The sequence below is a fragment of the Paraburkholderia kirstenboschensis genome, from assembly GCF_904848585.1.
GTDB classification, from domain to species: Bacteria; Pseudomonadota; Gammaproteobacteria; order Burkholderiales; family Burkholderiaceae; genus Paraburkholderia; species Paraburkholderia kirstenboschensis.
The window spans coordinates 238324-251797 of sequence record NZ_CAJHCR010000006.1 but is presented as its reverse complement, the minus strand read 5'-3'; the positions used below and the strand labels follow the sequence as shown (position 1 = coordinate 251797).

8 protein-coding genes are annotated in these 13474 nt (G+C 57.7%); 4 read left to right on the top strand and 4 right to left on the bottom strand.

The window, feature by feature from the left end; genetic code table 11:
* The first annotated feature begins 28 nt into the window (after nt 1–28).
* Entirely contained in the window at nt 29–1936 is a 1908-nt protein-coding gene (locus JMY24_RS18855; RefSeq protein ID WP_236597453.1) for an RICIN domain-containing protein, read from the top strand.
* Between the two features lie 509 nt (nt 1937–2445).
* On the opposite strand, the gene JMY24_RS18850 is transcribed toward JMY24_RS18855, so the two are convergent.
* The 3 genes from JMY24_RS18850 to JMY24_RS18840 all read right to left on the bottom strand — a co-directional run bounded on the left by JMY24_RS18850 (nt 2446) and on the right by JMY24_RS18840 (nt 6779).
* Nucleotides 2446–3081: an FMN-binding negative transcriptional regulator gene (locus JMY24_RS18850; protein WP_128596439.1), complete on the bottom strand. Its 636-nt coding sequence runs from the start codon at nt 3079–3081 to the stop codon at nt 2446–2448.
* A 455-nt stretch (nt 3082–3536) separates the two neighbouring features.
* Nucleotides 3537–4973 carry a hypothetical protein gene (locus tag JMY24_RS18845; RefSeq protein ID WP_128596440.1) on the bottom strand — a complete coding sequence of 479 codons (1437 nt, stop codon included), beginning with the start codon at nt 4971–4973 and terminating at the stop codon, nt 3537–3539.
* A gap of 195 nt (nt 4974–5168) precedes the next feature.
* Nucleotides 5169–6779 carry a hypothetical protein gene (locus tag JMY24_RS18840; protein ID WP_128596441.1) on the bottom strand — a complete coding sequence of 537 codons (1611 nt, stop codon included), beginning with the start codon at nt 6777–6779 and terminating at the stop codon, nt 5169–5171.
* A gap of 780 nt (nt 6780–7559) precedes the next feature.
* On the opposite strand from JMY24_RS18840, the gene JMY24_RS18835 reads away from it, so the two are divergent.
* The 3 genes from JMY24_RS18835 to groL all read left to right on the top strand — a co-directional run bounded on the left by JMY24_RS18835 (nt 7560) and on the right by groL (nt 11875).
* Nucleotides 7560–8975, top strand: a complete 1416-nt coding sequence (locus JMY24_RS18835) for a UbiA family prenyltransferase (protein ID WP_128596442.1) — start codon at nt 7560–7562, stop codon at nt 8973–8975.
* 918 nt (nt 8976–9893) lie between these two features.
* On the top strand, nt 9894–10184 hold the full coding sequence (groES, locus tag JMY24_RS18830) for a co-chaperone GroES (protein ID WP_008923887.1): 291 nt from the start codon (nt 9894–9896) through the stop codon (nt 10182–10184).
* Between the two features lie 50 nt (nt 10185–10234).
* On the top strand, nt 10235–11875 hold the full coding sequence (gene groL, locus JMY24_RS18825; protein WP_027801988.1) for a chaperonin GroEL: 1641 nt from the start codon (nt 10235–10237) through the stop codon (nt 11873–11875).
* A gap of 193 nt (nt 11876–12068) precedes the next feature.
* Here the strand turns inward: groL and JMY24_RS18820 are convergent, their stop codons facing one another.
* Nucleotides 12069–13016, bottom strand: coding sequence for an FkbM family methyltransferase (locus tag JMY24_RS18820; protein ID WP_128586239.1), 948 nt, complete (start codon nt 13014–13016; stop codon nt 12069–12071).
* Nucleotides 13017–13474: the final 458 nt, after the last annotated feature.

The window sequence follows — 13474 nt, the reverse complement described above, 5'->3', positions numbered from 1 at the left end:
ATTCTTCTCGCTCTATGGGGGCAAGTGCATGAATGCACTTTTCGTCGCTGCACTAGCGTGGACCCTCGCCACGTTCGCGACACGCGTGGAGGCCCAAACGGTGGGCCCAATTACGCTCAGCGGTATGAATTTGTGCGCGGACGTTGACTCTGCATCCACCACGGGTGGCGCCTCGGTCATCTCCTGGGGGTGCTCGGGCGGTGCAAATCAGCAGTGGCGGCCCGTACCTACCGGATCCCAGTTTCACTTCGTCAATCAAAACAGCGGCCTGTGCATGGACGTGACAGGAGAGAGCTTGACCGCTGGCGCCGCGATCATTCAGTGGGCGTGCAACGGTCAGACGAACCAGACATTCACCGCGAAGCCGCAAGGCAACGGCTACGCGATCGTTGCTGCGCACAGCGGCCTGTGTCTGGCGGCGCAGAGCCTGACTGGATGGGGGCAGCAAGTCCGACAGCAGGTATGCAATGGAAGCGCTCTGCAAACCTGGCAGTTGAGCGGTCTGAATGTGAAGACATTGCCGTCGAAGTGGTCGGCGCCTGTCGGGGTGCCAATGGTTCCCGCAGCGGCGGCCAATCTTCCCGATGGCAACGTGCTGGTGTGGTCGTCGGATATGCTTCTCGACTTCACCTCTGGTGAAATCACCCCGGGCAAGACGTACACCGCGGTCTTCAACCCGACCACAGGAACCAACAAGCAGGTGCTGGTCAGCAATACCGGGCACGATATGTTCTGCCCAGGTATCGCGAATCTGCCTGACGGCCGCTTGCTGGTGAACGGCGGATCGAGCAGTTCGAAGACGAGCATCTACACGCCGTCGACCGGTCAATGGTCGTCGAGCAACCTGATGAAGATCCCTCGAGGCTACCAGGGTACCGTCACGTTGAGCAATGGGAGCGTGTTCACTCTTGGTGGTTCATGGAATGGCGGCGAGGGTGGCAAAAACGGCGAAACGTGGACATCGGGTTCGGGTTGGCAACTCAACGGAGCGATACTCGCCGACTACATATTGACCCAGGACGCGGCAGGCATATTCCGCGCTGATAACCACGCGTGGTTGTTCGCGGTGTCCAATGGGCGGGTTTTCCACGCCGGACCGAGCCAGGCCATGCACTGGTTCGACACTGCGGGTAACGGCAACGTGACCGATGCCGGCAAGCGCGCGAACGATACCGATGCGATGAATGGCAACGCCGTCATGTATGACATCGGCAAGATTCTCGCTGTCGGCGGTGCTCCAAGTTATGAGCAGTCGAATGCGACTTCGAATGCCACGCTCATCGATATCAGTACCGGCACGGCGACCGCCACCGCGCTGCCTCCGATGAGCTATACGCGGGCATTCAGCAGCAGCGTTGTGTTGCCGAACGGGCAGGTCGTCGTGGTGGGCGGACAGGCGTTTGCGCAGCCTTTCTCGGACGACACTGCTGTGCTGACTCCGGAGTTGTGGGACCCGACGACGAAGGTCTTCTCGCAGCTCGCGCCGCAAGCCGTGCCGCGGACGTATCACAGCGTTGCGCTGCTGCTGGCGGATGGCCGCGTGCTGAGCGGCGGCGGTGGATTGTGTGGCGGCTGCGCGACTAACCACACAGACATTGAGATCCTCACACCGCCGTACCTGCTCAATGCGGATGGATCGGCTGCCACACGGCCGACGCTCAGTAACGTGCCGGCCGATGCACAGCTCGGTACTTCCATCGCCGTGAAAGCCAGCACTGGTGTCAAGGCGTTCGCGCTGATGCGTTTGTCGTCCAACACGCATGCTGTAAACAACGAGCAGCGACGCGTGCCGTTGAGTTTCACGGTAGGCACGGCTGGCGAATTCATTCTGAAGATTCCGGCCGATCCCGGTGTTGTCGTGCCGGGCTACTACATGCTTTTTGCGTTGAACACCAACGGCGTGCCGAGCGTGTCACGCACGCTGCGGCTGCACTGATGATTACGTCGACAACCTCGCGCCTGGCGGCTCGCTTGACGGTCTGCCTGGCGCTACTAAACATTCCGTATCTGGCGTATGCCGACCAGAGCTGCGCGCCGGGCGATATGGGCTGTGCGATTTTCAGCGGACAACGTGCCGCAGCGGCGCACCTGCGCGACGACAATCAACCGCTGCCGGAGTGGACTACGCGATGCGTCAACTGCCACACACGGACGGATCCATCGCCCGGCTTTGCGCCGCCGCTTACACGTGGCTATTTGCTCGATGCAAGAAGCCGTCGAGGCGGTCCGCCCAGTCGGTACGATCCCGTTGCGTTCTGTCGGGCGGTCAAGGACGGCATAGATCCGGCAAGCGTGGTGTTGCGCAAGTCCATGCCCCATTTCGAGCTATCGAGTGCCGAGTGCACAGCGCTTTGGCGCTTTGTCACCAACCAGTAGTGCATTCGGCACATTGCGTGCGCTCCGACCATTGCCCGACTTGCGGAGCGCAGCGGTGCAAACGTGGCTTTATTGCTTATGCGGCGCGTGCTCGAGCATCGCATCGGCGATTCGATCATTGCCGTTTTCCTTCAGCGCTTCAGCCGCGCCCTCAATGTCGCGAGCGTCCTTGTTCTGGCTTAGCTTGCTCTTGCCCACGAGACGGGTGATCTCGATCTCCAGGCCGACAATCGCTTTGAGCATGGTGTCGATATATTCGCTCGGCGCATCTCCCATTTTCCACGGGCGAGGCTGCCCCGCCTCGTGTGTGCGAGTCAGGCGCGCCACGACGCCGCGCACGTATTTTTCGTCGTCGCGAATCGTGATGCGGCCATGCGCGTGCACCACCACGTAGTTCCAGGTGGGCACCTGTCTGTGCGTTTCGTGCTTGCTCGGATACCAGGTCGGCGAAATATAGGCATCGCCTGCCTGAAAGACGACGAGCACTTCTTCGCCGTTGGCCACGTCCTGCCACAGCGGATTGTTCCGCGCGACGTGCGCGTGCAGGACGCCGAATTCGCCTTCTTCCGGCGCAACTTCGAACGGAATGTGATTCGCGTCCAGGCCGCTCGTGCCGTGGGTGATCAGCGTGCCGAAGGGGTTGTGCGCGATGAGCGCATGGAGCACGTCTTTGCGCGCTTCGTTGAAATGGGCTGGTACGTACATGGCTGCTCCGTTGAGTTTCTGTGCGCAGTGTGCGCCGAAACTCGTTTGGCCTGTAGAGCCAGCTTCGATCATTTTCATCAGGCCAGAGCCGGAGCGTGAACGGCGTTCGTCGGACGGCCTTCCGACTGGCCTGCGCTACCGCAGCGCGCGGAACTCCCGGCACAACTGGATGCCGGTGTTGCTCTGAGACGCAGTGCGTCCCAACAAATTGCGCGTCGTTCGGTGTGAACGGGAGGGCGATCCTTTGCCAAGGCGCGCTTCGCCATCTCGGTGCCGATTGCCCCCATGGTGCCCGTCGACATCTGGCGGCGGCTCGGCAAGCGGGCTTGTGCGCGCGTGGCGGCATTCCCGCCGGTTATGACGGCCCGAAGGGTGCGAGGCCGTTGCGCGAGGCAATCGCTGCGCACCTGCGCCGGTCGCGCCGGTGCGCAGCGATCGGCACAGTCGGCGGTTGCCTACGGTCGCACGACAATATAGGCGAGGTGTTTCGGCGTTCCTTTGCCACCTTGGCCGTTCACACGAGTCGGAACATTGAATCGGACGTTCAGCGCGTTACTGTCCCATTTCATTGTCACGTCCGCGGCGCGCTGAATGGAACCCGAAATTGCATCGATAACCTGAACAGACGGTTTTCCCGACGCAGGCGCTGCCAGGCCAGGCACGTTCACCGTGTGCCAGCCTGGCAGTGCCTCCACCTGTATGACGATCTGGTCGTCCGAGCGCAAGGCGGTACCCGACGCATCCGGACTGAAGTCCAGCTTTTGCGGAAAGCGTGACAGCACGCCACCAACGGTCTGATTCAACACGATCAGACTTTGGCCCGACACGTTGAAGGCTTGTGGCGGCCCTCGGCGTGTAAGCCGGAAGGACTCTACGCCTTCCCAGTGATACACCATCGAGACGTACTTGTCGCGGTTGTCCCAGTTCCGGTCGAGCGCCCACACGGCAAACTGAAAGAAGTAAGTCGGCAAGTAGTGAGTGTCGATCATGTAACGGTCGCCGATCTCGGTCTGCCACAAGCCACGCGCCGGCCCCCGCTTTATATAACGGTCGTAGAGTTCGTCGAAAGCATTGATCCAAAGATAGTGCGTGTCGAGATAGTCGACGCAATCGAGCATCCGCTCGTTGTACTTCGGACTCTTGTACTCGAGCCACTGAATGTAAGTTTCCAGGCCGCCCTGGTCCGGCCAGCCGCCGTACACGACGTACGCACCGTGGCGGCGGATAATCCGCGCCGCGGGAATGTGGATCTTCTCGACATAGTCCTGCATCGCCTGCTCATACGGACCTTTGTCCGGGTCCCTGATACCCGTTTTAGTCACTCCGTGCCAGAACGATGCCTGCGGCGAGCCGCCCGAAAGTTTCCCCGCCGCTTCATTCCATATCTGGAAAAACCGGACGTTGTACGGCGGCTTGGAGTATTTGCTGACCACGGCTTCCACATAGCGTTCCCATGGTTTCACGTCGACTGGCGCCGATTTGCTGTCGCCCCGCACGCTCGCATTCCAGAGCGCCGTATAGGCGAGTAGCAGCAGCGTGCGGATTCCATTCCGGTTGTTATGGAGGATAAGGGGCCCAAGGTCGACGTTGTTGTCATTCTCCGTCTTGTCGACACGCATTATGTCCGAGGGGCCATTCGGCTGGCCCGGTCCAACGGGTCCGCGTCCAAAGGTGAGGCCCATCTTCTTCCACATAGCCGTATCGATAGGCGAGCCGGCCCAGCCATTAGAACCCATCATGTCAGTGATTCTTGGCCCGGCAAACGGCGTTTCGGAAGCGCGCCGTGTCGCCGCGGATGCGACTGCCGGCCATAGCCCCTCCAACGACGTGCAACCAAGCGCCGCCAAAGTCCGAAGTGCGAGTCGTCTGCCATCGTTCGTCTTGTCGTGCATAAGCGTCACCTGAGGTCAAAGCTTGGAGTTGCGTCGGCACTATTGGCCGACATTCTTTTGCGATTGTGAGGATACCGTGCTGCCTGCGAATCCTATCTAAACGGGCCAAAACTGGCGCTCTAATGGCCTAATTGGCCGAATAAAGTTCGACTGATCCGGAGGTCCGTGCGAGTTCGAGCAGAAGCGATATCGACGCTACTTTTTCATAACCATTAATTCGTCAAAATTTACCATGCACCCGGGCTCCGTCGGAGAGCTTCCCGTCATAACGACGAGATGGTCGTCACGCAGGTCCGGTTCCCAATTCATTTCAGAAGACGGCAATGCGATCTGGCGCTTGCCGCACGTCGCGCGTACCGAGGCGACTGCGTTGTTGTAGTGAGCGCCCTTCAGGGCGAGGTAGCCCCCGACACTGACGAGAGCGAGGGTCGAGTTCATGATGCCCAAAGCAATTACTACTCTGAATAACCTACGGTTTGATGAGAAGCCCGCAACCACCAGAAACGGAACGACATAGAACATTGGCACGTAGCGCGCCCACCACGATTGCGGATGACTGAGAACAAGTACCAGAGTTGCAAGCAGATATATCTTTACGACATCGGCGTTCTTCCTTCGCCAGAAGAAGGAAGCCAGACAGGCGATCAGCATAATTCCGAAGAGCGGACCGAAGCCTGCAAAACGCATATCGGCCGTATGCATCGCGATGAATGCATCGCGCATTTGGGCCTTTGTGGGCGCGAAGATGGGCTCCGCTTCGCGGCAAGAACTGCAGTTATACGGTACGGAGAAATATGATAGAAGCAGCCTGTGCAGCGGGTTCATGGCAAGAAAATGCGGCGATGCCTTCTCTTCCATCACGTCGACCTTATCCTTCCCTAGAACGGGATAGAAGATGTGCTTGCCGGCAACGACGTTTTCAACGTACGGTGAGTAGCCGACGATTGCGACCGCAACGAAAGACCAGATAACCAATTGTCCGAATATGCCTTTGTACCGCCGAAAGAAGCTCGATCTTTCTCCGGTCACGATTGCCACCACAATGAATACGAATATGGATATCGATGCGAAGACAGGTCCCGTCAGCTTTGATGCTATCAGGAGCACGAGCGCGCCGCCGAGTTGTGCCTTCGAGTAAGGCAAGCGCTTGATGGCAAAGAGTAGATTGACGGAGAAAATGGTCCAGCAGTAGAAATGGGACGCGTCGACGTAAAACGTAGTAACTTGTCCGATCGCAACAGGATTGTAGATGCAGGTAGCGGCTCCCACCAGTGCGAGCCTGCTCGATATGCCTGCGGTCCGAAACAACTGCATCAGAGAATAAAGCGCAGGAACGCTAAGCAATAGAGTGAACGACTTCCCGCTGTTGAAGTGCCCCGTCAGGAGTTTTGCGGTGTATGCAAAGTATCCGAAAGACTTCGGATAATGCAGAGCCCAGAAAACGCCTCCCGGTTCTCGCGCTCCGATGACGCCATTCAACGCGTGGTCAAGCATCAAGGGCGTGGCGAGGTGGTAATTCAGGCCGTCGTAACTGAACTCTCGCAAGTGACCAAATGCCCACAACACGACCGCGATGAATAGAGCCGACAGGATTGTCGTGCGCCACTGGGCCTTCGACAGATAGCCCCATAGGATTGCGCCAGCCACAACAGAGAATCCGACGATGCCGGCCATGAGTGTGCTGTCGGTACCAGTGTTATACAAGATCGCTGCGTACAGTGACGAAGCGAATACAAAGACAACAATCTGGTCGCTCAATTGGGTCCAACGTATATGCTCAAAGGTGCGTTTCATTGTCGTAGACATAGAATGGCCTTCTTCCGGGATTGAAAGAATCGTGCAATGATCGACGCACGCCTGCCAGAGTCTCGAGCAACTCGATCTACGGGGCTGACGGTCCGCGCTACAAAGACGATATGACATGCCAGTTCAGTGCTGGCGATTAAGCGTGACGCTTGTCGTGCGCGTCCCTGATGGTGTCTATCGACAGATACGGCAGTGGCGAAACAACTCTGGCTGGTGCCGGGCGATGGAATTAGGTATCCAGATCGATTTTCGTCGTCGGCATCAAGTTGCTAACGGCCGCTGGAACCAGTTGTTGATTATCAGGATTTTTACTTTAGGGGACAAGGCGCAAGTCGCATTCTATGGAGATACATGTGGTGCACATCTGCGCAAACACGTCCGTTAAACGCGCCTTCCACGATATCGGCCATTATCACCACAGTTCATGCCGCCGCTTGGCGGAGACGACCCAGCCAATGCTACGCTTGACGCGTTGAGAATGAGCCTGCGTGAGCGTGACGCACCTTCGCCGTTCGATAAAAGTGATTATCCATCTCCGATGCACCCTCGAGCTAAACGAAGTCGCGTTATGAGTGTGATGGCCGCCAACTGAATACCGTCGACGCTGATCGTCAAAAAGGCGTCTTTGGCGGGCGATCTTTCATGGTGATCGTGCGATGGTGCGTTCGCCTATCTACCTGTCGGAGGACGCCGACAATAGCCGGATATCAACGGCGAACGTTCGTCGCTTTTCTTGCCTGATCTGGTGTTGATCAGATATTGATAACGATCGAGGTGACTATGATCGCTGTTCCTCTATGCGTTGATCTGGACGGCACTTTGACCGACAGCGACCTGCTTATTGAGTCGTTCCTTGCGCTCATAAAGCAAAACCCGTTATATCTGTTTCATTGCATCGCATGGCTGCTGCGCGGCAAAGGCTATCTGAAGGCTCAGATAGCTGCGCGTGTCACCATCGACGTATCGCTCCTTCCGTACAACGCACGCCTCGTCGAGTTTCTGAAACAGGAGCGCTCTAGCGGCCGTGATCTTTATCTTTGCACTGCCAGCGATCAACGGTTCGCTGAGCAGATTGCGTCGCACTTTGGTTTCTTCAAAGGTGTGATGGCAAGCAATGAAACGCACAATCTGTCCGGCACTAACAAGGCCGGAACCTTGACGGCGGAGTTTGGTGCGCATGGTTTCGACTATTGCGGTAATGCGCGCGCCGACGTACCCGTGTGGAAGCAGTCTCGCAAAGCGATAGTTGTCGGGGGTAAGAGCATTCAGGCCGCCGCGCAACGAGTGAATCAGGCAACCGTAATTTTCGACAGCAAGCGGTCATTCATCCGGTCGTCTCTTAAGGAGATGCGTGTCTATCAGTGGGTGAAGAACCTGTTGATCTTCGTCCCGCTACTTGCGTCGCATCGCTTCATGAATGTCGATGTACTCGTCGCTGACGGGATTGCGTTTCTTTCTTTCTGCTTCTGCGCGTCATCGGTGTACCTGCTGAACGACATGCTCGATCTGGATGCGGACAGGCGCCACAGCCGCAAGCGCCGGCGCCCGTTCGCTTCTGGAGAATTGCCGCTTTTGGCTGGCATTGGCCTGATGTTCGTCCTGCTGGCGGCGTCGGCGAGCTTGGCCATCATGCTGCCGACGCGATTCCAGCTTGCGCTAGCCGCGTATGTCGCGGTGACGCTCGCCTATTCGTTGCGTCTCAAGCGCGTGATGCTGGTAGACGTTTTCGTGCTGGCTGCGCTGTACACCGCCCGCATTGTGGCCGGCGGGGCGGCCGTGGACGTCGTGCTGTCGGACTGGTTGGTCATGTTTTCGGTGATGATCTTTCTCAGTCTGGCCATGGTGAAGCGCTACACGGAACTCGACAAGCTGCAACGTGAAGGCAAGGACTGTGCCGCGGGCCGGGGCTACTACACTGCGGACATGAGCATGGTGCGCTCGATGGGAACGGCAGCAGGCTACGTCGCGGTACTCATACTTGCTCTTTACATGAATTCAGCTGACGTGAACGTGCTGTATAGCCATCCGCACAGGCTGTGGATCCTGTTTTGCCTGCTGCTCTTCTGGATCAGCCGCGTCTGGATGGTCGCGTTCCGCGGTCAAATGCATGACGACCCGATAGTGTTCTCCATCAAGAACCGCGGGAGCCTATCGATCATCCTGCTCTGCGTGGTAGCAGTCGTTATTGCGATCTGAAATACGCGCAAGCATGTTGCAAGGTTCTTTCTTCTGACCGGTGTGGTCAGGAACAAGTGCCTTGCACGGGATCTCGATCCTTGTCCGGGTTCCCTCATAGAGGCAGGCGACCACTCGGTTGTTATCAATTCGCTCGCGGAGAATAAACAAGAGACATCGCGGCTCACGTCAATCGCTGTGCCAGTCTTCGGGCTGCAAGAAAGCGCGAAGCGCAGTGGGCGTAGCGACGGAGCAGGCGCTCTGCAAAAAGACGCCACGTCGCCGATCACGATCTGATTTTCCCGCGCCGCCGGATTTCAGCAGCCGTAAAAACCACCTGGGTAAGTTTCGGTACGGCAGCAATCGGTACACGTGAGTCGGGCGGGCACGACAACAGGCGTGCCGTATTCGGCGAAATGTCCCCGGGCGCCCGCGCGGCTTCTTCGCGAGCGCAAACGCAACTGCCTTACATGCAACCGTCCGCGCAGTGAGCGGAACCGACCGGCCAGCCAAAACTGTCGGTGATCAGGAGCGATGGCGGGGTGTCGTCTTCACAGGTCGCCGAGCATGATCAACCACAGCGTTTACCCTTGATCCAACGGCGATTGCTAATTTTTGCGGAGGGTGGGCCGAGAAGCGGCCGACAGTCAGTGCAGAGCGTTCGCCCGAGCGGTACGACGGACCTTCTTCTAAGTCATTGTTTTAACAGGGAACTGCGTGCCGTCGCGGCGTCCCAATATGAGTCGCCACCTCGAACCTGAGTGAGCGATTTTCGAAGTTCAGCGAATCTCGACGCCGCCCCACATCCCTTCTTGAATTTGTCACCACCCGTCCATATAATTAGCACTCGCTGCACGAGAGTGCTAACAACTTCGCCGGTTGGCTCGGCCAGCCGGGTTTTCCAAGCGTTCTTCAGTCTCAATCAAGAGAGGAGTATGTATGAACCTTCGTCCTTTGCATGATCGCGTGATCGTCAAGCGTCTGGATCAAGAAACCAAGACCGCGTCGGGCATCGTGATCCCCGAAGCCGCAGCAGAAAAGCCGGATCAGGGCGAAATCCTGGCGGTCGGCCCGGGCAAGCGTGACGACAAGGGCGCCGCAATCGCGCTCGACGTGAAGGTTGGTGACCGTGTCCTGTTCGGCAAGTACGCAGGCCAGACCGTCAAGGTCGACGGCAACGAACTGCTCGTGATGCGCGAAGAAGACATCATGGCCGTGGTGCAGAAGTAAGCGCAAGCCGCTACTTCCGGTTATATCCCAAGAATTCAAGGAGTTAGAAGATGGCAGCTAAAGACGTCGTATTCGGTGATTCCGCCCGTGCCAAGATGGTCGAAGGCGTGAACATCCTCGCGAACGCTGTGAAGGTCACGCTGGGTCCGAAGGGCCGCAACGTTGTCCTGGAACGCAGCTTCGGCGGCCCGACGGTCACCAAGGACGGTGTGTCGGTCGCAAAAGAGATCGAACTCAAAGACAAGCTCCAGAACATGGGCGCGCAAATGGTCAAGGAAGTGGCTTCCAAGACCAGCGACAACGCAGGTGACGGCACCACGACCGCAACGGTTCTGGCTCAGTCGATCGTCCGCGAAGGCATGAAGTACGTTGCATCGGGCATGAACCCGATGGACCTGAAGCGCGGTATCGACAAGGCTGTGACGGCCGCGATCGAAGAACTGCGCAAGATCAGCAAGCCGTGCACGACGAACAAGGAAATCGCTCAAGTTGGCGCGATTTCGGCAAACAGCGACTCGTCGATCGGCGATCGTATCGCTGAAGCAATGGACAAGGTCGGCAAGGAAGGCGTCATCACCGTCGAAGACGGCAAGTCGCTGCAAGACGAGCTGGACGTTGTCGAAGGTATGCAATTCGACCGCGGCTACCTGTCGCCGTACTTCATCAACAACCCGGACAAGCAAGTTGCCGTGCTCGAGAACCCGTTCGTGCTGCTGCACGACAAGAAGGTTTCGAACATCCGCGATCTGCTGCCGGTTCTGGAGCAAGTCGCCAAGGCTGGCCGTCCGCTGCTGATCATCGCAGAAGACGTCGAAGGCGAAGCACTGGCAACGCTGGTGGTGAACAACATCCGCGGCATTCTGAAGACGGTTGCCGTGAAGGCTCCGGGCTTCGGCGATCGCCGTAAGGCCATGCTGGAAGACATCGCGATCCTGACCGGCGGCCAGGTCATCGCTGAAGAAACCGGCCTGACGCTCGAAAAGGCAACGCTGGCCGAACTGGGCCAGGCGAAGCGCATCGAAGTGGGCAAGGAAAACACGACGATCATCGACGGCGCTGGCGAAGCTGCGAACATCGAAGCGCGTGTGAAGCAGGTCCGCACGCAAATCGAAGAAGCTACGTCGGACTACGACCGTGAAAAGCTGCAAGAACGCGTTGCCAAGCTGGCAGGCGGCGTTGCAGTGATCAAGGTCGGCGCTGCGACCGAAGTCGAAATGAAGGAAAAGAAGGCACGTGTCGAAGACGCACTGCACGCAACGCGCGCAGCTGTGGAAGAAGGCATCGTTGCTGGCGGCGGCGTTGCGCTGATCCGCGCACGTACGGCGATCGCCGGCCTGAAGGGCGCTAACGCCGATCAGGACGCAGGTATCAAAATCGTCCTGCGCGCAATGGAAGAGCCGCTGCGCCAGATCGTCACGAACGGCGGCGAAGAAGCCAGCGTCGTGGTGGCGGCAGTTGCTGCTGGCCAAGGCAACTACGGCTACAACGCAGCAACCGGCGAGTACGTCGACCTGGTTGACGCTGGTGTCGTGGACCCGACGAAGGTCACGCGCACGGCGCTGCAAAACGCAGCATCGGTGGCAGGTCTCCTGCTGACGACCGACGCAGCTGTTTGCGAACTGCCGAAGGAAGACGCACCGATGCCTGGCGGCATGCCCGGCGGCATGGGCGGCATGGGCATGGACATGTAATTTCATGTCCGCTCCCCGTTGCGCCTCGCACAGAGGTTCGATCGGGAGCCCATGGAAAAGCGCGCCGCGAGGTGCGTTTGCCAAAGAAAAAACCCGCAGAAATGCGGGTTTTATTATGGTCGGGACGTTCACAAGCTCAAAAGTTAGAATTCTGGATCGTCTACGCTCACGTCAAGGTTACTCAAACACATCGTCACATGTGAAGGGCAGCTTGAAACCGCGGAGGAACCGCTATAAGCATCGAATAATGTCCCGGTGGAACGTCCTCGGCGGTCACCACTTTGTGCGTACGTCCCGCAAACATTTCCGTGAAGTTGAAAATGCGCCGGATAAAAGTGTTTCGTGACCCTGTCCCGCTCTGATGCCAGCAGAATTTGTATCCCAGGTCTCGCAATATTGAAATTGACTCCGAATCTCCTTCTTTGAAGTCACTTTCGTGCTGCTCCAATACGATCAGTGGCCAGTGCTTCGTTATAGTGCGCAAGCCGCCCTGCAGTACCTTGGGTTCGAAACCCTCGACATCCATTTTTATAAAGCAAAGCCCTTTGTCGCGATAGTCGAGATTATCCAGCCTGTCAATCTGCACATCGACGCAGTTTGCGTCGGCATCGGCCCCAAGCTGGTCCGTGACGATGGCCGATTCGCCCATGTTATCGGGCACCTCTGACAACCTGAATGTTCCTTTCTTGTCCCCAAGACCGATGTTGAATGCTTTGATCTTCTTCCGGAAACTCACATTGAATTCGAGCAAATAGAAAATCGACGGATTTGGCTCGAAGCAATACACCTCGTCGAATATGTTCGAGAAATAAAGGCTATGGTTGCCAATATTGGCGCCGATATCTAACCCGATGCCCGCACGGAAAACGTCGTGCAAAGGTTCGAGGAAGCTGAACAGCACGTCGAGCTCTTCCTGCTCATAGACCCCGAAAACATGGATAAATCCGCCAATATGTTCATTCGCGAATACGGCCATCTTGTGACCTCTCGCGCGTAGATGCTTCTCCGCAAGCCCGTTGAGCCTATGAAACGATAGCCGGTCGACTACATAACTGAAATTCCTGGCGCTAACGCGCTTCGCCAACACTTTCTTTGGAAGGAAGGGCTGCGAAGCAGGCACGGTTTGCGAATCGATATCCATTGTGACTCCAAATATAGATGCCAGGGCGTCTGCGTTGCCCGCAGACTGTATGTAACACTCGCTTTGCCGTAGTAGCCGCCTGTGCGTCGACCGTGTTCGGACACGCCTCGTCACACGTCATTCGCTAATGGCCCTTTTCGGAGGATGTTAGGTGGCAGTTCGGCGAAAAAGGCCAGTGCGGCGCAAAGTCGGGCGATACAGTCGCAAAATGCTGAATAACAGCGGATTTCGCCTCAGGCGCTTGATCCGATCTGCGTCTGTTGGCTGGTGCGCGCTGCCTGCTCAGCACGGATGCGTTGCCTCGGCCGGGCATCGACGATATGCCAGCGCGGCCGGAATTGTCGTCGACGAGTGACGAAGACGCCGTCCGCGTCGAAGTCAGGTTGTTGGAGGCAAGAATCGTGGTGCCGTATGCGACCGCGATCGCTGCTGTTGTTGTGTCTTTCTTTCAGTACACG